General features: G+C 71.0%; 13 protein-coding genes. 4 read left to right on the top strand and 9 right to left on the bottom strand.

Translation table 11 applies throughout. From position 1 onward, the window contains the following. Window positions 1–33 precede the first annotated feature (33 nt). The 6 genes from AB0N90_RS05625 to AB0N90_RS05650 all read right to left on the bottom strand — a co-directional run bounded on the left by AB0N90_RS05625 (window position 34) and on the right by AB0N90_RS05650 (window position 6,400). Complete coding sequence (locus AB0N90_RS05625) at window positions 34–729, bottom strand: helix-turn-helix domain-containing protein (protein WP_365193190.1); 696 nt, start codon at window positions 727–729, stop codon at window positions 34–36. Between the two features lie 124 nt (window positions 730–853). Further along, window positions 854–1,729 (bottom strand): carbohydrate ABC transporter permease, encoded by an 876-nt coding sequence (locus AB0N90_RS05630; RefSeq protein WP_365193192.1) that lies wholly within the window; start codon window positions 1,727–1,729, stop codon window positions 854–856. Continuing rightward, window positions 1,729–2,601: a sugar ABC transporter permease gene (locus AB0N90_RS05635; RefSeq protein ID WP_365193193.1), complete on the bottom strand. Its 873-nt coding sequence runs from the start codon at window positions 2,599–2,601 to the stop codon at window positions 1,729–1,731. The genes AB0N90_RS05630 and AB0N90_RS05635 overlap by 1 nt, the downstream gene beginning before the upstream one ends. After that, entirely contained in the window at window positions 2,598–3,971 is a 1,374-nt protein-coding gene (locus AB0N90_RS05640; protein WP_365193195.1) for an extracellular solute-binding protein, read from the bottom strand. The genes AB0N90_RS05635 and AB0N90_RS05640 overlap by 4 nt, the downstream gene beginning before the upstream one ends. A gap of 114 nt (window positions 3,972–4,085) precedes the next feature. Next, entirely contained in the window at window positions 4,086–4,769 is a 684-nt protein-coding gene (locus AB0N90_RS05645; protein ID WP_365193197.1) for a response regulator, read from the bottom strand. Then, complete coding sequence (locus AB0N90_RS05650) at window positions 4,766–6,400, bottom strand: sensor histidine kinase (protein ID WP_365193199.1); 1,635 nt, start codon at window positions 6,398–6,400, stop codon at window positions 4,766–4,768. The genes AB0N90_RS05645 and AB0N90_RS05650 overlap by 4 nt, the downstream gene beginning before the upstream one ends. 166 nt (window positions 6,401–6,566) lie before the next feature. On the opposite strand from AB0N90_RS05650, the gene AB0N90_RS05655 reads away from it, so the two are divergent. Then, window positions 6,567–7,943: a cation:dicarboxylase symporter family transporter gene (locus AB0N90_RS05655; RefSeq protein ID WP_365193200.1), complete on the top strand. Its 1,377-nt coding sequence runs from the start codon at window positions 6,567–6,569 to the stop codon at window positions 7,941–7,943. A 117-nt stretch (window positions 7,944–8,060) separates the two neighbouring features. On the opposite strand, the gene AB0N90_RS05660 is transcribed toward AB0N90_RS05655, so the two are convergent. Continuing rightward, window positions 8,061–8,684, bottom strand: coding sequence for a TetR/AcrR family transcriptional regulator (locus AB0N90_RS05660; RefSeq protein ID WP_365193202.1), 624 nt, complete (start codon window positions 8,682–8,684; stop codon window positions 8,061–8,063). A gap of 119 nt (window positions 8,685–8,803) precedes the next feature. Between AB0N90_RS05660 and AB0N90_RS05665 the strand changes: the two genes are divergently transcribed. Both AB0N90_RS05665 and AB0N90_RS05670 read left to right on the top strand, forming a co-directional pair. Continuing rightward, the gene (locus tag AB0N90_RS05665; RefSeq protein ID WP_361674509.1) at window positions 8,804–10,474 is read left to right on the top strand and encodes an MFS transporter; all 1,671 of its coding nucleotides are present in this window, start codon (window positions 8,804–8,806) and stop codon (window positions 10,472–10,474) included. 95 nt (window positions 10,475–10,569) lie between these two features. Then, window positions 10,570–11,334 (top strand): DUF2127 domain-containing protein, encoded by a 765-nt coding sequence (locus AB0N90_RS05670; protein WP_365193204.1) that lies wholly within the window; start codon window positions 10,570–10,572, stop codon window positions 11,332–11,334. An 83-nt stretch (window positions 11,335–11,417) separates the two neighbouring features. Here AB0N90_RS05670 and AB0N90_RS05675 read toward each other — a convergent pair whose 3' ends face one another. Together AB0N90_RS05675 and AB0N90_RS05680 are read right to left on the bottom strand one after the other, a co-directional pair. Next, window positions 11,418–12,728, bottom strand: a complete 1,311-nt coding sequence (locus AB0N90_RS05675; RefSeq protein WP_365193205.1) for a hypothetical protein — start codon at window positions 12,726–12,728, stop codon at window positions 11,418–11,420. 11 nt (window positions 12,729–12,739) lie between these two features. Then, complete coding sequence (locus AB0N90_RS05680) at window positions 12,740–17,614, bottom strand: RICIN domain-containing protein (protein ID WP_365193207.1); 4,875 nt, start codon at window positions 17,612–17,614, stop codon at window positions 12,740–12,742. A gap of 655 nt (window positions 17,615–18,269) precedes the next feature. Between AB0N90_RS05680 and AB0N90_RS05685 the strand changes: the two genes are divergently transcribed. Beyond that, window positions 18,270–20,504 (top strand): UvrD-helicase domain-containing protein, encoded by a 2,235-nt coding sequence (locus AB0N90_RS05685; protein ID WP_365193208.1) that lies wholly within the window; start codon window positions 18,270–18,272, stop codon window positions 20,502–20,504. Window positions 20,505–20,581 lie beyond the last annotated feature (77 nt).

Below are 20,581 nucleotides of genomic sequence, written 5' to 3' on the forward strand. Positions count from 1 at the left end.
TTTCCCGGAAGTGGCCCTGTTACGGCGGGAGTTCTACGGCTCCCGCCGCACGGCCGCCCAGAAGTTCTCCACGATCCGCTCCAGGAACTCCTCCCCGGCGGCCCCCGCCGTGTCCCCGCCGCCCCAGCCCAGGGTGGCGGTCATCCTGCCCTGGTAGTCCCGGTGCAGCCGGCGCAGCGCCTCCTCCAGGTCGGGGCGCGCCACGGCGACCAGCTCCCCGACCTGGCGCACATACGCCTGCCAGCGGGTGGTCACGGCCCCGCGCAGCAGCGCGGCGAGCGGCTCCGTACGGCCGGTGACGGCCACGACGTCCGGCGGTTCGAGGCGCAGCACCCGCACGAGGTCCCCGATCTGCCGCTCGGTGCCGCGCCAGACGCCGTCCTCCTCCATCCGCAGATACCCGGGCAGGTCCATACCGACGGCGCGGGCGACGTCCTGCGGTGCGACGCCGCGGGCGATGCGGTGCTCGCGCAGGGTCCGGGGCCGGTCCAGGAGTTCCCCGGGGTCGCACCACAACGCCCCGGCGAGCGCGGCGAGTTCGGTGTGGTCCGGGGTGGCGGTGCCGCGCTCCCAGGCGAGTACGTGCCCGGGTGTGACGTGGGGCAGCCCGTACGCGGAGCGCAGGGCGTGGGCGACATGTTCGGGACTCATGCCGAGGGCACCGCGCAGCCGGCGGGCGGCCTGGGCGTCGAACGGGGGCGGCGGCGGGGGAGAGGAGGGTGGGCGCACCCCGCACAAGGTAGGCCCGGTGGGGCGCGGGGGATACGGTCCGTTCCGCCAGGATCACGTATTGTCCGAACGCACAGCCCCCGCCCCTTCGTCGGCCCCCCTTCGCCGGCCCCTGTCCGCGGCGTCAGCCCTTGACCGCGCCCCCGAGCGCGAAGCCGTTCCCGAGGCGGCGGGCGACCAGGACGTACAGCAGGATCACCGGGGTCGAGTAGATGACCGAGAACGCGGCGAGCTGGCCGTAGGCGACCATGCCGCGGTTGCCGAAGAAGTCGTTGACGCTGACCGAGGCCGGCATCCGGTCGGGGCTGAGCAGCAGCATGAAGGGGACGAAGAAGTTGCCCCACATCATGACGAACGAGAAGACGGTCACCACGGCGAGGCCCGGCCCCATCAGCGGCAGCACGATGCGCAGCAGCGACTGGGGGGCCGAGGCGCCGTCGGTCCAGGCGGCCTCCTCCAGCTCCTTCGGGACGCCGTCCATGAAGTTCTTCATCAGCCATATGGCGAACGGGAGTTGGGTCGCCGCGAAGAACAGGATGGTGCCCTGGAGGGTGTCGATCAGGTTCACCCGGACGAACAGGGCGTACACCGGCACCATGATCGCGGTGATGGGCAGGCTGGTGGCGAAGAGGATCGTCAGCAGGAACGGCCGGTTGAGCCGGGACCGGAACCGGGAGAGCGGGTACGCGGCGAGCGCGGCGCACCCGACGGTGAGCGCGGTGGCGCAGCCGCACAGGATCAGGCTGTTGAGCAGCGGGGTGTAGGTGATCTCCGGGGTCAGGACCGCCCGGAAGTTGCCGAGGGTGAGGCTGCCCGGGACCCGGACGCGCAGATCGGCGCCCGGGTCCACACTGGCCAGCACCACCCAGGCCAGCGGCAGCGCGAACGCCGCGGCCACCAGCAGCAGACAGGCGTCGGCGGTGTGCCGCCGTACGGCGCGGGCGCGGGCGCGGGGCCGAGTGCGGGCCCGGGTACGGGACTTGGTGCGGGCGGGGGCCATCACACCTCCGTCCGCAGCAGCCGCAGATACCCGACCGAGAACAGCGCCCCCACCAGCAGCAGAAGCAGCGCGACCGCGGTGCCGTACCCGATCATGCTGTTCTGGAAGGCCTGTTCGTACATCAGCAGCGGCAGCGTCTGGCTCCGGTCGCCCGGCCCGCCCCGGGTCATCACCCAGATCAGCCCGAACACCGAGAGCGTCTGGAGGGTGTTGAGCATCAGATTGGTGCCGATGGACCGGCGGATCATCGGCAGCGTGATGTGCCACAGCCGCCGCCAGCCGCCCGCCCCGTCCACCTCGGCCGCCTCGCTGATCTCGGCCGGGATCTCGTCCAGCGCGGCGGAGTACACCAGCATCGAGAAGGCCGTACCGCGCCACACATTGGCGAACGACACCGCGAGGATCGGCAGCGTGTACAGCCAGTTCTGGCGCGGCAGTTGGAGCCAGCCGAGGATCGCGTCCAGGGTTCCCTCCCGCCGGAAGAACGCGTACAGCAGGAACCCGGCCACCACCTCCGGCAGCACCCACGCCGTGACCACCACCGCGCCGGCCACCGTCCGCACCGGCCGGGAGGCCCGCTTCATCAGCGCGGCGAGCGCCAGCCCCAGGGTGTTCTGCCCGACGATCGAGGACAGCACGGTGAACACCAGGGTCAGCCAGACGGCGTTGAGGAACGCCGGATCCCCGAACGCCCGGCGGAAGTTGGCGAATCCCACGAAGGAGGAGTGCGCCTGACCGGTCAGCTGGAGGTCGGTGAAGGCGATGAGGACGCAGTAGGCGATGGGTCCGGCGAGGAAGAGCAGCAGCAGGACGACGGCGGGGGCAAGGGGCAGCGCCCGGGTGATCCCGGGCAGCGCGCCCCGACGCCTCACCCGCCCACCACCCGGCCGCCGGTGACGTCCTTGAGCGCGGCGTCGTAGTCACCCGCCGCCTGTGCCACCGACCGGTCCCCGGTGGTCACGCTCTCCATGGCCTCCTGGATCGCGGTCGACACCCTCGGGTACGCGGGGAACGCGGGCCGGTAGTGCGTCGTCGCCACCAGATCGGTGAAGAACTTGATCCCGGGCTGCGCGTCCACGTACGCGGGGTCCGCCGCCACGTCCTCGCGCACCGCGATACCGGAGTTGGCGATGTACCACTTGCGCGCGTTGTCCTTGGTCTGGAGCGTTCTGACGAAGTCGAAGGCGAGATCCGGATGGGCGGCCCGCGCCGGGACCGACCAGGTCCAGCCGCCCGACATGCTCACCTTGCCCGGCGCCTGCCCGTGCTGGGTGGGCATGGCGGCGAGCCCGATCTCCTTGGACCAGTCCCGCCACTCGTGCCCGCTGCCCGGCAGCCAGTCCTGCGGCAGCCAGGAGCCGTCCAGATCGATGCCCAGCTTGCCCTCGGGGAGCAGCTCACCGCGCACGGTGGTGGAGTAGTTGGGGTCGAGCGCGTCGGACACGTCCGGGCCCAGCTTCTCCTGGAACACGCTGTGCACGAACGCCAGCGAGTCCCTGAAACCCTGGCCGGCCGCGATCCACTTCTTGCTCGTGGCGTCGTACAGCGGATCGCTCCGGCCGTCGTTCGTGCCGTACAGCAGCTCCTCGAAGCCCTGCATCGTGGCCTCTTCGCCCGCGGGCTTGCCGGTGTAGATGTTGAGCGGGGTGACACCGGGGACCTTTTCCTTGATGGTGCGGGCGGCGGCGAGGATGTCGTCCCAGGTCCGCGGCTGCCAGTCGGTGGGCAGTCCGGCCTTGCGGAACACCCGCTTGTCGAACCAGAGTCCGCGGGTGTCGGTGCCGTCCGGGACGCCGTACGTCTTCCCGTCCTGCCCCCGGGCCGCGGCCTTCGCGGTGCCGATGAACCGCCCCCAGTCCGGCCACTTCGCGAGATACGGATCGAGGGGCTTCAAGTACCCGCTGGTGATGTCGGAGTTGATGAGGAAGGTGTCCTCGTAGACCAGGTCGGGCGCGGTGCGCGGGGAGCGCAGCATCTGCTGGAGCTTGGTGTAGTACTCCGAGTCCGGCGCCTTGATCGGCACGAACTCGACCTTCTTCCCCGGGTGTTCGCGCTCGAACTGCTTCTTGATACCGGCGAGGTAGGTGTCCATCACCTTGATGGAGTTGTCGGTCGACTGCTTGTACGACACCTTCAGGGTGTCGGGTCCCTCGTCGGAGCCGGTGCCGCACGCGGTGAGGGCGGTGGCGGCGAGGACGGTGGTGAGCAGGGCGGTGAGGGCGGCGGTGGGGCGCACGGGCATGACCTCCTGCGGGCACACGTGGGGGTGGCCTCGGTGGTGTCCGTGAAGGTATGAGCGGCGGTCCGGTCAGGTCAATGCGTGTGCGGTGAACGGGAGTTGGCGATCACCGCGGGCTCACGGTGTTTGCGACACCCAGCGGTAGACCAGTTCCGGCCGCCCCACCTGGCCGTACAGCGGGCTGCGGGCGGCCCGGCCGGTGTCCACCAGATGCTCCAGATAGCGGCGCCCGGTGATCCTCGATATGCCCACGGCCTCGGCGGCCCCGGCCGCGGTGAGCCCGTCGGCCGCCTCGCGCAGCGCGCCGGTCACCCGCTGGAGCGTCGGTCCGCTGAGCCCCTTGGGCAGCGCGGCCGGGGCCGGCGCCCGGAGCGCCGCGAGCGCCCGGTCCACCTCGTCCTGCCCGCTCGCCTCGCCCGCCGCTCCCCGGAACTCCGCGTAGCGCACCAGCCGGTCGCGCAGGGTGGCGAAGGTGAACGGCTTGAGCACGTACTGCACGACACCCAGCGAGACCCCCTCGCGCACCATCGCCAGATCCCGTGCCGAGGTCACCGCGATCACATCCGCGTGATGGCCGGCGGCGCGCAGCGAGCGGGCGAACTGGAGCCCGTGCACATCGGGCAGATGCAGATCGAGGAGGAGCAGATCCACCTCCGTACGGTCCAGGACGCGCCGCGCCTGCGTGCCCGTGCGGGCCTTGCCGACCGCGACGAAGCCCGGCACCCGGCCCACGTACAGCTCGTGCGCGTCGGCGGCGACCGGGTCGTCCTCCACCACCAGCACTCTGATCGGGTCCGTCATCCGGCACCGCCCTCGGCCGCCACCGGCGCCGGGCGCAGCGGTAGCCGCACCTCGAACACCGCGCCGCCCTCCGGCGCCGCGTCCATGACCGTGAGCGTGCCCTCGTGCCGGGTCACCGCCTGCCGGACGAGCGCGAGCCCGAGGCCCCGGCCGCCGGGCCCGGCCGGCTTGGTCGTGAAGCCGCGCTGGAACACCAGGTCGGCGTGGCCGGGGTCGACGCCGGGGCCGCTGTCCGCGACCCGCAGCACCAGCCCGGCCGCCGGGGCGTACGCCGTCACGGTCACCCGCGCCCGCGCGCTGCCCTGGGCCGCGTCCACCGCGTTGTCGATCAGATTGCCGAGGATGGTCACCAGGTCCCGCGCGGGCGGACCGCCGGACAGCAGCCCGTCGTCGAGCCTGCTGTCCGGCGACACCACCAGCTCCACGCCCCGCTCGTTGGCCTGCGCGGTCTTGCCCAGCAGCAGCGCCGCGAGGACCGGTTCGCCGACCGCCGCCACCACCTGGTCGGTCAGCGCCTGCGCCAGCTCCAGCTCGGCCGTGGCGAACTCCACCGCCTCCTCGCAGCGGCCCAGTTCGATCAGCGAGACCACGGTGTGCAGCCGGTTCGCCGCCTCGTGCGCCTGTGCGCGCAGCGCCTGGCTGAAGCCCCGCTCGGTGTCCAACTCACCCATCAGCGACTGGAGTTCGGTGACATCGCGCAGGGTGACGACGGTACCCCTGCGTTCCCCGCCGGAGACCGGGGAGGTGTTCACCACCAGCACCCGGGAGGCGGTCGGATGCACCTCGTCCACCCGGGGCCGGGAGGACAGCAGCGCACCCGTCAGCGGCGCCGGGAGGCCCAGCCCGGCCACCGACCGTCCCACCACCTGGTCCTCCTCGCCGACCCCGAGCAGCTCCCGGCCGCCGTCGTTGATCAGCGCCACCCTGTACTGCCCGTCCAGCATCAGCAGCCCCTCGCGGACCGCGTGCAGCGCCGCCTGATGGTAGTCGTGCATCCGGCTCAGCTCGGCGGCGTTCATGTTGTGGGTGTGCCGGCGCAACCGGGCATTGATGACGTACGTGCCCACCGCGCCCAGCAGCAGCGCCCCGCCGGCCACTCCGAGCAGCGCCGTGACCTGGTCCTGGAGCCGCTCGCTTATCCGGTCCACGGTGATGCCGGCGCTGACCAGGCCGACGATCCGGCCGCCGTCCGTCACCGGGGTCACCGCCCGCACGGAGGGGCCGAGGGTGCCGGTGTAGGTCTCGGTGAAGGTGCGGCCCGCGCGGGCCGGGGCGGTGGTGCCGAGGAAGCGCTTGCCGATCTGCCGGGGGTCCGGGTGCGTCCAGCGGATGCCGTCCGGGCTCATGATCGTGACGAAGTCGACGTTGGCGTCCCGGGTGACCTTCAGGGCGTACGGCTGGAGGAGCGCGGTCGGGTCCGGGGTGCGGATCGCGGCGCGGACCGCGGGGGAGTCGGCGATCGAGCGGGCCACCGCGGTGGCCTGCCGGGCGGCCGCGTCCTCCGCCTGCCGCCGGTCGCTGACGTACGTGAACAGCGCGTATCCGGCCACGACCACGGCTATCAGCACCGCCTGCATGGCGAACAGCTGGCCCGCCAGGCTGCGCGGACGGGTCAGGGACGGAAGGCGCATGCCAGCCAGTGTGCCCCTGGTTCTGGCGTGAACTAAATGAACGCAAGCGTGACCGCCCTCACAGGACGGGAGATAGTCACCGCGTTCCCCAGCACCACCCGGACGTGAGCCGCACGCCGGTCGTGCACCGACGACGACGTCGACGAAGACGTCAAGGAGGGCAGTCGTGGCCGCCACCACTCCCGATACGGCAGCTGCCGCACCCCGCAAGCGGCGGGACCGGACCCATTACCTGTACATCGCCGTCATCGTGGCCGTCGCGCTCGGCATCGCCGTCGGACTCATCTGGCCGGATGCCGCCGTCCAGCTCCAGCCGCTGGGCACCGGGTTCGTCAATCTGATCAAGATGATGATCTCGCCGATCATCTTCTGCACGATCGTGCTCGGCATCGGTTCGGTGCGCAAGGCGGCCAAGGTGGGCGCCGTCGGCGGTATCGCCCTCGGCTACTTCCTCGTGATGTCGCTGGTCGCGCTCGCCATCGGCCTGGTCGTCGGCAATGTGCTGCACCCCGGCGCCGGGCTCCATCTGACCAGCGCCCTCAAGCAGACCGGCCACGCGCAGGTGAGCAGCGACGCGTTGCCGCCCGTCGACTTCGTCCTGTCGGTCATCCCCCAGACCTTCGTGTCCGCCTTCACCGAGGGCCAGGTCCTGCAGACCCTGCTGGTCGCCCTGCTCGCCGGGTTCGCCCTCCAGGCCATGGGCACGGCCGGGCAGCCCGTGCTGCGCGGCATCGAGCACATCCAGCGGCTCGTGTTCCGCATCCTGTCCATGGTCATGTGGGCCGCGCCGATCGGCGCGTTCGGCGCGATCGCCGCGGTCACCGGCTCGGCGGGACTGGACGCGCTGAAGAGCCTCGCCGTGCTGATGCTCGGCTTCTACATCACCTGTGTCCTGTTCGTCTTCATGGTGCTCGGCGCGGTGCTGCGGATCTTCGCCGGGGTGAACGTCTTCTCCCTGTGCCGCTACCTCGCCCGTGAGTTCCTGCTGATCCTGTCCACCTCCTCCTCCGAGTCCGCGCTGCCGCGCCTGATCGCGAAGATGGAGCACCTCGGGGTCAGCAAGCCGGTCGTCGGCATCACGGTGCCGACCGGGTACTCCTTCAACCTCGACGGCACGATGATCTACATGACCATGGCGTCGCTGTACATCGCGGACGCGCTGGGCACCCCGATGTCGGTCGGCGAGCAGATCCCGCTGCTGCTCTTCCTGCTGCTGGCGTCGAAGGGCGCGGCGGGGGTCAGCGGCGCGGGCCTCGCCACGCTGGCCGGCGGCCTCCAGTCGCACAAGCCCGCGCTGGTGGACGGCGTCGGACTCATCGTCGGCATCGACCGGTTCATGAGCGAGGCGCGGGCGCTGACCAACTTCGCGGGCAACGCGATCGCCACCGTCCTCGTGGGCACCTGGACCAAGGAGATCGACAAGGTGCGGGTGGCGAAGGTGCTCTCCGGTGAACTGCCGTTCGACGAGACGGTGATGGACGTGACGGCGGGTACCGTGGCGGAGGTTCCCGAGCCCCGGGAGGAGCGGCTGGCCAAGGCATAGCCCCTGGTCGCCCCCAGCTACCCCGGCCTCCTACTCCGGATGCCCGGCTCCGCCTGAACCGGGGCCGGGCATCCGGCCGTTCACGGACCCGCGGGCGCGGACTCGCCCTGTCGCGGGCTACAGGTCCGCACTCACCTTGGTCACCAGGGCGGTGGCCAGTGAGGCGGGTACGCCCGCCGCGGTCAGGACGGTGACCGTGGCGGCGCGGCCCGCCTCTTCCGCCGCCAGGAGCCCGTCGTTGACCGCCTCCATGACCGCGAAGAGCGTCTGCTCATGCACATAGGCGAGCGCCGGGGCGGGCAGCGGCGAGGTGAACACACCCTCTTCCAGGCCCTGTCGGAGCACCCGGACCTTGGCCGCGCGCACCGGTGCGAGCCGTTCGCGGATGCCCTGGACGGTGACCGTGCGCTGGGCGAGGGCGATCAGCAGCCGGTAGCGGTCGGCGGTCGCCCAGAGCGCCAGCACCGAGCGGGCCAGCGCCTCCGCCGGGTCCGTGACCCCCGTGCGCCCCGCCGCGTCCGCGTCCGCGAGCGCCTGCACGGCCTCGTCGGTCAGCGTGCTGATCAGCGCCTCCCGGCTGGGGAAGTGGCCGTACACGGTCCGTCGTACGACTCCGGCGGCGCGCGCGATCTGGTCCATCGACGCGTCCGGGTCGCGCAGCAGCTCGGCGAGGGCGACGTCGAGGATGCGGCGGCGGTTGGCGTCGGCGCGGCTGGGGTTACCCGTGGTCATGGTGGCCATTCTGCACTTCCTCACCCAACTTGCACAGCACTGTGTAACGGCGTACATTGCACATCGTTGTGCAATTGCACGATGGTGTGCAAGTTCCGTCGCGAACCTGAGGAAGGCAAACCCCTGCCATGCGACTCGTCATGACCGAACCGGTCGAGAAGATGGAGCGCCCCTACGCCCGGCGCTGGTGGGCCCTGCTGGTGCTCTGCCTGAGCCTGCTGATCATCGTGATGGCCAACACCGCCCTCACGGTCGCGGCGCCCGACATGACGAAGGACCTCGGCCTCTCCAGCGCCGACCTCCAGTGGGTGATCGACGGCTACACCGTGCCCTACGCGGCGCTGATGCTGCTGCTCGGCGCGATCGGCGACAAGTACAGCCGGCGCGGGGCGCTCGTGCTCGGCCTGCTGGTCTTCGGCGGCGGCGCGGTCTTCGGCTACCTCGCGGACAGCGCGGCGACCGTGATCGCGGCGCGTGCGGTGATGGGCGTCGGCGCGGCGCTGATCATGCCGGCCACGCTGTCGCTGCTCGCGGCGACCTTCCCGCGGGCCGAGCGGGCCAAGGCGATCGTGCTGTGGACGGCGACGGCGGGCCTCGCCATCGCCGCGGGCCCGGTGGTCGCCGGTGCGCTGCTGCGCGACCACGGCTGGTCCTCGACCTTCCTGATCAACGTGCCGATCGCGCTCGTCGCGCTGGTCGCCGCCTTCGTCCTGGTCCCGCCGTCCAAGGCCGGCCACCACGACCGCATCGACTACGTCGGCGGCCTGCTGTCCGTGATCTGGACCGGCTCGCTGGTCTACATGATCATCCAGGGCCCGCACTTCGGCTGGAGCGGCAAGGCCGTCGCCGCCGCCGTGATCGCGGGTGTCGGCCTGATCGCCTTCGTCCTGTGGGAGCTGCGCCACCCGCGCCCGATCCTGGACGTCCGCCGCTTCGCGCACCGCCGCTTCGCCGGCTCCAACCTGGCCGTCGCCCTGTTCTTCCTGGCCGTGTTCGGCGCGTTCTACTTCCTCACCCAGCACCTCCAGTTCGTCCTCGGCTACGACGCCCTCCAGACCGGTGTGCGGATGCTGCCGCTGGCCGGCGCCGTGTTCGTCGGCTCGGGCCTCACCGGCTGGCTCACCCCGCGCGTCGGCATGAAGTGGACCGTCAGCGCGGGCATGGTGCTCGGCACGGTGGCCCTCGCGCTGCTCACCCAGGTGGACGCGGGCTCGACGTACGGCGACTTCGTGGCCCCGCTGATCATCCTCGGCCTCGCCATCGGCCTCGCCCTCTCGCCCTGCACCGACGCGATCATGGGCGCGTTCCCCGAGTCCGAACTGGGCGTCGGCGGCGCGGTCAACGACACCTCGCTGGAGCTGGGCGGCTCGCTCGGCATCGCCATCCTCGGCTCGCTGCTGGCCACGTCGTACGGCAACCACCTCACCGACGCCACCGCCGGCAGCAAGCTCCCGCCGAGCGCCCTGGAGACCGCCCAGGACTCGGTCGGCGCCGGTTACGCCGTCGCCCAGGGCATCGCCGACAAGGCCCACCAGGTCGCCGCCCAGGCCGCCCACGCGAGCAGCCCCCAGCAGGCCGCCGCGCTCAAGCAGCAGGCGACCGAACTCGCCGCGGGCGCCCGCCAGATGGCCGACGCCGTCGGCTCCTCCTTCTCCTCCGCCGTCGCCCACACCAGCCTGGTCGGCGCGGTCGTCCTCGGCGTCGGCACGGTCCTGGTGGCGCTCCTGCTGCCGCGCCGCGCGACGACCGAAGAGGTGAAGGAAGCGGAGAAGGAACTGGCGGAGACCACCACCGGCTGACGCTTTCCTGCCGACATCCATTAGCGTGCCGTTCCGGACGACCGGAACGGCACGCTTGTGCGTGGCGTCTGTACCTGTATGGAGGCACGGGGGACATGAAGATCGACTGGGACCGGCGGACCTGCGCGCGCAAGGGGCATGTGACCTACGCGCCGGACGATCCGCGACTGCGGGTACGGCTGCACGCGCAGACCGGGCTGGGGGACGCGTGGCGCTGTCTGCGCTGCGGGGACTTCGCGCTCGGGGAGCCGCACGGATCGGGACCGGCGCAGGACGCGCCGCTGGTGCCGCGGGGCAAGGTGCTGCGGGACCTGTTCATCCTGCGCTTCCTCGCCATCGAGCGGGCCGTGCGCGGGGTGTTCATAGTGCTGGTCGCGGTGGCCGTGTGGAAGTTCAGCAACAGCCAGGACGCGGTACGGCGGCTCTTCAACGAGTACCTGACCGTGCTGCGCCCGGTCTTCCGGCACTTCCACTACGACCTCGACCACTCACCCGTGGTCGGCTCCATCCAGAAGGCGTTCGGCTACCGGCACTCCACGCTTCTCCTGGTCGCCGGGCTGCTCCTCGCCTACGCCCTGATCGAACTGGTCGAGGCGGTCGGCCTGTGGCGCGCCAAGCGCTGGGCGGAGTACCTCACGGTGGTCGCCACCGCCGCGTTCCTCCCGCTGGAGATCTACGAGCTGACCGAGAAGATCAGCTACCTCAAGATCGCCACCCTCGCCCTCAACATCCTCGCCGTCCTCTACATCGCCCTCGCCAAACGCCTCTTCGGCCTGCGCGGCGGCCGCCGCAAATTCGACGAGGAACGCCACAGCGCGTCCCTGCTGGAGGTGGAGGAGTCGGCGGGGGTGCTGGTCTGAGGCCACCGTGCGGCGTCGCCCTCCCTCCCACGACCGGTGGGAAGGAGGGCGACGCCGTGTGCGGGTGGTCCGTGGCGGCCTTCTCAGTCGTTCCTGACCAGCTGTTCGATCCGGAAGAAGTGGGACTCGCCGTACCGGAACCGTTCGCCCATAGCCTCGTACTCGGCGATCCGCTCGCGGGTCAGGGGCACGGCCAACGCGGCCAGGGCCCGCAGGAACAGCCGGAATCCCAGGTCGGGATCCACCCGGGCGACGACCTGTTCCAGCGCTGCCGCCACGACGGAGCCGGGCAGGGCCTCCTGGCCGTGGCCGACGACCCGCCCCGCCATGTCCTCCTCCATCTCGCGGAGCCGCCGCAGTACACCCGGTGTCGCCTCGATGTCGACGGGTCGCAGGGCCGGGACGTACGCGGGAGCGACGGCACGCAGCCGTCCCTCGCACACCGCGTCGACTTCCTCCAGCCATCGGCGCCCGTCGCCACCGAACAGATGGATACCGCCGCCTCGTTCCGAGGTCGCGAGCCACAGAGTGGTGAGGGTTTCCGTGGAGAGATCGGAGCGGAGCAACCGCAGCACGTCCTCCAGCAGAAGTGCCGCTTCCGTACCGGGAGTTCGCTCGAAGCCGTCCCAGGAGAGATGATCGCTCAAGGTTTCCCGGGCGGTATGAGGGTGCCATGAACCGGCGAACCGCTCGGCGAGTCCGGACAGACCGAAATCCCGTTCCATGCCCCGCCGCCGGGTGTCGACGGGCGGCCAGCACACGTCGAGACCGTCATGGACGACCGCGAGAGGGTAGCCGAGGGGCTCTGCCAGCGCGAGGAGCCGGTCGTAGCGCTCCTTCTCGATCCGCGGCCGGGACACCTTCAGCACTCTCAGGAAGAGCCGGTACCCGAGGTCGACGTCCGCCCGGACGACGATCTGCTCCAGGTCCGCGGCCAGGCCCGGAACTCCTTGCGCACGGTCCAGGGCCGCACCCAGGTCCCGGATCTCCGCTACGACCAGGCGGCCGAGCCCGGCATCCCGCACCGGCCGGACCTCCGGTGGGACGTAGGAGCGCTTGTTCCGCCGTAGCCGGCCCGTCGCCATCTCCGACAGTTTCGTCAGCCAGGCACGGGCATCCATCCCGTGGGAGGCCGGATCGAAGCACGCTCCGACGGAAGCCAGCCACACGGTGCGCAGGATCTCGTCGGAGACCGGCGAGGACAGCAAACGGCGTGCGTCCTCGCCCAGTTCGACCGCCTCTTCTCCGTCTGACTCGTCCGCCGACTCGGCCGCGAGGGCGAGAGCCGACGTCCGGTCGATACGGCGCCCGCAGGAGTGGATCCGCTCCGCCAGCCCGGTCAGCCCGAAGTCATCGCTGTAGCCGAGCGTGACGTACGTGGAGTGCTCGTCCATGATCCGGCCCCTCACCGCGGGTAAGCCGTTTTGACGACGTACCCGCCCCGACCGGCGCCATTGTGGCCCTTGACCTTCATCAGGATCACCACGACGTCGTTGCCCGCGTCCGTTATCGTTCGGCCGTCCGGATGATACGCCTTGCCCAGCGACTGGTAGGCATCCCATTTGCCCGTCATGGGTTGATACTGCTCACCGTCCCGGGCCCGGGCCAGCCATTTCTCGAAGCTCGCCCACTTCCTGGTGTCCAGCACCCTCTGGCCGGCACTGTTGAATGTGGAGAAGTAGTCGCTCACCACGCGGTCCACTGCCTGCTGGGCGATGTCCTGACTGGTCCAGACGGTGTTGGGCATTCCCTTCTTCTCGGCAAGCTTGAATGCCGTTTCCTCGTCGACATTCACATGCTCTTTGAGGGTGTGGATCTCGTCCTTGTACGGCTGGAGAGCAGGCAGCAGTTCGTCGCCGAGGTTGAGGCAGTTGTGCACCAGCACGTCCGCCGTGGACCCAGGGCCCGTGGTGCGCACATAGAACGTGTGCAAGCCGTCGACGGTCAGGTCGTACACCCGCCGAGGGGCGAGCCCCGAGTGGTCACGCACACGGGTCACCGGGCGCAGAGACCCGTCCGAGCCGAGCAGCCGGTCGTCCGCCAGCAGCTGGGATGCGACGATCCAGCCGCGATCCCTGGTACGGATCTTGTGCCCGGCGGTGGTGTCGAGACTGCTGCCGTCGGCCAGATCGATGCTCACCAGTCGGTCGGTGCTGTGCCGGTAAGTGTCGGTGACGGGTTCGGAGCGAGCGGTGCCGGTGTCCGGGTCGGCCGCCAGCACCTGGTCACCCACGTGCAGCGAATCGATCGGCCGGTACGAGCCATCGGCCATGACCACCTGCGTGGTGGCCGGGAAACTGTTCTTGGTGCACGCCGTGAACGCCACTTCGGCCACTTCGGCCCTGCGCTCGATGGCGGCCATCACCTTGGGATCCAGATTGAGTACGCGCAGGGCTTTGGCCGCGTCCTCGATGCCGACTCCGCTGCGCAGCGCGATCTCGAAGAGGCGAATGGCGTTCGCCGCCTCCTCGATCGCCTTGCCGGGGATGAAGTTGGACGCGGCCCAGGCACAGTCGCCGAGGCTGCCGCCGTCGCCCTTCAGCTTGTGATAGCAGCCGGTGAAGTCGCCGGTGATCGCCTCGAACAGCCCCTTCCACAGGTCGACGGTCGCCTGCCAGGAGGAGACCTTCACCTCGTGGGTCTGGTCGGCGAATGTCTGTGTGCCGAGATAGACGGTGTCGGTGTCGGGGCAGCCGGCGTCGGTCGCGGGCACGTCCGGGTTGACACACATGTAGAAGCTGACGACCGCGTCGAAGTGAACCCGGTACACCAAGTCACATGGGAGGCGGTGACAATCGTCCGGCAGGCGCTCCGGGTCGCCCTTCTGCTTGATGTCGTCGATGACGGAGAACACTCCGCCGACACCGGTCGTGGCACCGCTCTGGACTTGTTGGTTGGCCTTTTCGTGTTCGGCTTTGTCGGCCGCGTCCTGGGCGTCTTTGGCGTATTTGTCGGCGTCCTTGGCGGCTTGTTCGGCCTCGGTTGCGGCGGTGTCGGCGCGGTCGGCGGCCGCGCGGGCGTCCTTGGCGTCCTGTTCGGCCTGGTCGGCGGCGGAGCGGGCGGCGGCGGCGTCGAGTTCGGCGGCGTCGGCGGAGGCGCGGGCGTCCTTGGCGTAGCCCTCGGCGTTGCCGGCTGCCTTGTCTGCGGCCGCGGCGTCGTCGGCGGCCTGTTTGTCGTAGTCGATGGTGCGGGTCAGTGACGCGGCGGCGGCCGATGCGGCGGTGGCGGCGTCGGCCGCGTAGCCGAGGGCCTCCTTGGCATAGGTACGGGCGTCGGCCGCGTGTTGGGCGGCGCCCGCCGCGTGCTGGTAGGCCTCCTTGGCGTCGCCCTTGGCCTGGTCGGCGAGGTTCTTGGCGGCGTCCGCCTCGGCGGCGGCGTTCTTGGCGTGGGCGTCGGCGACGGCCCGCTGCTGGTCGGCGATGGACTTGGACGCCTGTCCGGTCAGGACCACCAGGGCGGCCGCCGAGTCGGTGTCGACGTACGGTGAGCCGAGCTGGATCGCGTCGTTGGCCGGGTTCGCGACCTGTTCGGCGGCCTTCCCGGCGTCGACGGCGGCCTGCGCGGTGACATGCGCGAACCCGGCGGCCTTCGCGGCGGCCGCGACGGCCTTGCCCGCCTCCGTGTTCGCCTGGTCGGCCTGGTTCTTGGCGTCCTTGGCGTGCTGTTCGGCCTCGCCGGCGAGCTTGACCGCGGACTTCGCCTCGGCGGCGGCGTCCTGCGAGGCCGCGATGGCGTCGGCCACCGCGCTGGTGGCGGTGCGGACCGCCGCGTCCGCCTTCAGCTTGTCCGCCTGGGCGGCGTCCGCGTCCGCGCGGGCCCGCTCGGCGGCTGCCTCCGCACGGGTCGCCGCGGCGTCGGCGTCGGCCGCCGCCTGGGTGGCCGCGTCCGCGTCCGCGCGGGCCTTCGTCGCCGCTGTCTCGGCTTCGGTGGCGGCCTTGTCCGCGTCGTCGGCGGCGGATCGGGCCGCGTCGGCCGCGTCCCCCGAGTCGAGGGAGTCGGCGTAGGCGTTCTTGGCGTCGGCCTTGGCGCGGGCAGCGTCCGCCTTCTGCTCGGCGTCCCAGGCGTCGTCGCGCATCGCCTTGGCGTGGTCACTGGCCTTGACGGCGTCGTCGCGCTTGCCCTGGGCGGTCTTCTCGGCCGCGGCCGCCTTGTCCTTGGCGGTCCCGGCCCTGGTCGCCTGCGCCTGCGCATCCTGTTTGTACCGGGCGGCGTCGGCCCGCTTGGCGGCGGCCGTCTCCTTCTCCGCCTTGGCCGTCTTCTCCTCCGCCTCCGCGGCCAGCCGCTTGGCGTGGGCGTCCGCGGCGGCCGCCTTCGCGTCCCCCTCGGCCTTCAGTGCGTCACCGAGTCTCGCCTCGGCGGTCTCCTTGTCCGCCTTGGCGTTGTCACGGTGCACCTTGGCCGCGTCCGCGGCCGCCTGGGCCTGCTCCTCGGCCGCCTTCGCGGCCTCCTTGCGGAACTCCGCCTTGACCTGCGCGGCCTGCGCCAGCGCACGCTGCGCGATGGTCGCGCTGTCCCCGGCCGAGGCACGGGTGGCCGCCTCGGCCGTCTCACCGGCCTTCTCCATCGCCTGGAGCGCGGCCACCGCACCCCGGGTCACCTGCGCCTTCTGCTGCCCCACCAGCAGACCCCGGCCGCGCGGCGCGCCCTGGGTATCGGCGATGCCGTAGGCGGTCTGAAGGGCGGCATCCGAGACGACACCGGCACTTCTCGCGGCGACCAACTGAACCTTGAGCAGAGCCAGTTGCTTGCCGGCGCCGTTGCGGGCAGCGGTGACGCCGGCCGTCGCCTTGGTGAACTGCGCCTTGTCCGGGTACGACGGCTTGTCGGTGCCGTCGTGCGACTGCGCCACCACGCGGATCTTCTGCGCGTCCGTGCCGTTGCACGTGTACAGCTGACTGTCGTTGCCGTTGTCGAACGTATGCAGGTCCAGGCACTTGTCGGTGGCGGCATTGCGCAGCTCGCCCGCCGCGCGGATGTCGAACTGCCACTGCTGAGCCGCGGTGCCGTTGCACGTCCACACCTGGATCTTCGTGCCGTTGGCGTCGGCGGCGCCCTTCACATCGAGGCACTTCTGTGCCTTGGCGTTGTACAGGGCGTAGCCGCCGTCGTAGGAGCCCCAGAACTTCCACTGCTGGGCAGCACTGCCGTTGCAGGTGTAGATCTGTACCGGGGTGCCGTCGGCCGTCCCGCCGCCCTGCACGTCCAGGCACTTCCCGTTGGCCGCCTCGACCTGCATGACCAGGGAGCCGTCACCGATCCAGCCGACGCCGCCCGGCGACCAGTAGTCCTGCCAGCGTGTGAGATGGTCCGCGACCCAGGAGTCGCCCAGCATGTCGCTCAGCGCCTTCGCGCCCTTGGACAGAGCGTCCACCGCGGTCTTGTCCGTGTCCAGGATCCGGTTGCGCTGCGCGGCCTGCGCGGAGACCTCCTGCTGCCACTCGTCCGCGGCCGTGGAGGTGACATCGCCCAGCACCCCGTCCGGGTCGAGCGGATCACGCCAACCACACGCCGCGAACCGCGACTTCACGTCCTCCACCGCGATGCGGTATTCCGGTGTCCCCGGCTGCGGAGCCGTACGCGGGAAGCCGCCGGAGGACAGGAAGAGCCGAGCATCGTCGGCACCCGCGTTCGCGCCGGGCACGCCGTGCATCCACTGGAACGCATCGTGCTCGGCCCACGCCCGGTCCCGCTCCTGCGGGGACAGCCCGGACGTGTCCGGGTCCTTGCCGTAGAGGGCGTTGCCGAGATCGTCGACGGCCTTGAGGGTCTTGCCGTCGGCCTCAGGAGTCTCGTCCTGATAGAAGTCGTCGTCCTGCTGCCAGAACCGGTCCGCGACCCACTTGCTCAGACCGGTCTGGTCGTAGAAGCTCTGGTCACCGTCCGGCGGCCAGTGGAAACCCACCTCCGTGAACCCGGCCGGGGTGGCCAGGCCGTCGAGAGGCTTCTTCCAGCCGGCCCGCAGCGCGTCGAGGTCGTCCAGCTGCTTGCCGGCCGCGTCCCGGTCGCTCCGGTACGCGACGGCCAGCGGCGTCTGCTCCCAGTTCTTCCGGTCGGCGAGAACATGCAGCTTGTCCGGGCTCTGGTTGAGGCCGTCCCGCGCGGTCGCGGCCATCGACGGCCCGCCCAGGCGCAACACGTCGGTCATCAGACACTGGTCCTGCCGCAACTGCTCGGCAGCCGAGTCCTGGTACCAGGGATAGGAATCGGCCGCCGGCTCGGCGGTCAACCGGGACAGACCCGGCTGCACCGCGAGACCGGCCACCACAGCCAGCGCGGCCACGGACGACACACCCGCGGTCAGCTTCCCTGATCTTCGTAACCCGGGCAGGCGTAACCAGGATTTGGAGCGCAAAGCAGCGTCCCCCTTCTTCACTGTCGGACGGCCGGACCGGGAGATCCGCCGTACGACGGCAGCAGAAAGCTCCGGTACGAGCAGAGCGCTCCCCGCGCACGCGGGTGTTCCCCCGGTCATCGAGCGATGTGCGCGCAACAACGGATTGGTCAAGATCCGGTAAGGCGCGGCGATACCTTACGCATACACGGAACGTGCAGTACAGAGCGTTATGCTCGGGTCGCGCAGCGTTGGCCTGAACCTTTTGCGGTGTTCCAGCACCTGGATCGACGGGCGATATGTGGCCTCACCATGAGGAACTTGTGCGTCTCCTGTGTGTCTTCCGTGGCGGTGAACGAGAGATCCGTGGTCGGAGACGGCCGGTTTTCGACCCGGCGGGCCGGGTGGGTGGCGGGGCCTGGACGTGAGCCGGGGAGTCGCGCCCGCACACAAGAAATCCCCCGGACAATTGCGTCCGGGGGATTTCTGCGCGTATATTCAATGGTTCGTGACTTCACATGGCTGCGGTCACGGAAAAGCTTTGTGGGCACAGTATATCCGGGCGGGAGCGGAATTGTCAAACACCGAATTTCCAGACGATGAATTGCGTCGCGAGCAGGAATTCATCGACGGACTGTACGCGCGCGTCGACGTGCTGCGCGGTGACGCCGAGGACTCGGTCGGGGACGCGCTCGCGCAGGGTGACAAGCCCATGCAGGCCCGGCTGGAGCGGGACATCCTGGTCGCGGAGCGGTCGGGGCTGCTCGCCGCGCTGAACGCCGTCGACGGCTCGCTCTGCTTCGGCCGGATCGATCTCGCGAGCGGTACGACGCACCACATCGGCCGGATCGGACTGCGCGCGGACGACGCCGAGCGCACACCGGTGCTGATCGACTGGCGCGCCGCGGTCGCCCGGCCCTTCTACCTGGCCACCGGGCACACCCCGATGGGGCTGCGGCGGCGCCGGCACATCGCCACCGAGGGCCGTACCGTCACCCATCTGCACGACGAGATCCTGGACCTCGGCGACGCCACCCGCACCGGGCACGAGGACCACAACGGCGACGCCGTGCTGCTCGCCGCGCTGAACTCGGCCCGTACCGGCCGGATGGGCGACATCGTGCGCACCATCCAGGCCGACCAGGACCGGATCATCCGGGCACCGCACCAGGGCGTGCTGGTCGTGGAGGGCGGCCCCGGTACCGGCAAGACCGCCGTGGCCCTGCACCGGGCGGCGTACCTCCTCTATGAGCACCGGGAGCTGCTGGCCCGCCGCGCCGTGCTGATCGTCGGGCCCAACCCGGCCTTCCTCGGCTACATCGGCGAGGTGCTGCCCTCCCTCGGCGAGACCGGCGTCCTGCTGGCCACGGTCGGCGAGCTGTTCCCCGGGGTGCGGGCCACCGGCACCGACACCCCCGGGGCGGCCGCGGTCAAGGGGCGCGCGGACATGGCGGACGTGCTCGCCGAGGTGGTCCGCGACCGGCAGGCGCTGCCCGACCCGGTCCTCGCGATCGAGCATGACCGCGAGGTGCTGATGCTGGACGACGGCCTGGTGGGCGTCGCCCGTGAACGCACCCGCGCCGCGAAGCTGCCGCACAACGCGGCCCGCGAGTACTTCGAGGGCCACATCCTCAACACGCTCACCGAGCTGTACGCCGAGCGGGTCGGCACCGACCCCTACGACGGGAGCAGCCTGCTCGACGCCTCCGACATCACCCAGATCCGCGACGAACTCGCCGAGAACCCCGAAGTCTGGTCCGCCATCGACCGGTTGTGGCCCCGGATCACCCCGAAGCGCCTGATCGCCGACTTCCTGGCCGAGCCCGAGGGGTATCTGAGCGACGCGGACGCCGCCGCGGTCCGCCGCCCGGTGACCCGCGCCTGGACCGTCGCCGACGTGCCGCTCCTGGACGAGGCCGCCGAACTCCTCGGCGAGGACGACCGGCTCGCCCGCTTCCGCGCCGATCGTGAGCGCGAGACGCAGATCGCGTACGCGCAGGGCGTGCTGGACGTGTCCTACGCGTCACGGACGTACGAGTTCGAGGACAAGGAGGACGGCGACCCGGACGGCTCGGAGGTGCTGTCCGCGCACGACATCATCGACGCCGAGCGGTTCGCCGAGCGGCAGGAGGAGGCGGACCATCGCAGCGCGGCGGAGCGGGCGGCGGCCGACCGGACCTGGGCGTTCGGGCACATCATCGTGGACGAGGCGCAGGAGTTGTCGCCGATGGCCTGGCGGCTGCTGATGCGGCGCTGCCCGACCCGCTCGATGACCCTGGTCGGCGACCCCGCGCAGACCGCCGAGGCGGCCGGGGTCGGCTCCTGGTCGAAGATCCTCGCGCCGTATGTCGAGGACCGGTACGAGCACACCCGCCTCGGCGTCAACTACCGCACCCCGTCCGAGATCATGGACCTCGCCGCGGCCGTGGTCCGCGCCGAGCAGCCGGACTTCCGGCCGCCCAGCTCGGTGCGCTCCACCGGGGTACGGCCCTGGGTGCGGCGGGAGGACGACGATCTGCCCGGCGCGGTGGCCAAGGCGGCCGCCGAACTCGCGCCGGTGGAGGGCAGGTTGGCGGTCATCGCGCCGCGCCGGCTGCACCGCGCGATCGCCGCCCGCCTGGACGGTGTCACCGCCGGTGCCGAACCCGACCTCACCCAGGCGGTCGTCCTCCTCGACCCCCGGCAGTCCAAGGGCCTGGAGTTCGACTCGGTCCTGGTGGTCGAACCGGCCGAGTACGGCACCAGCGACCTCTATGTCGCCCTGACCCGCGCCACCCAGCGCCTGGGCGTCCTGCACACCGGCGATCTGCCGCGGGCGCTGGCCCGGCGGGACGAGTAGAGCGGCCGTCCGACGGGCCCCGGAGGACTTCTTCTCCGGGGCCCGTCCGGCCGGGACCCGCCCAGCCGTCCGGCGCT

Origin of the sequence: Streptomyces sp. NPDC093018 (genome assembly GCF_040684035.1) — a bacterium.
Taxonomy (GTDB): domain Bacteria; phylum Actinomycetota; class Actinomycetes; order Streptomycetales; family Streptomycetaceae; genus Streptomyces; species Streptomyces murinus.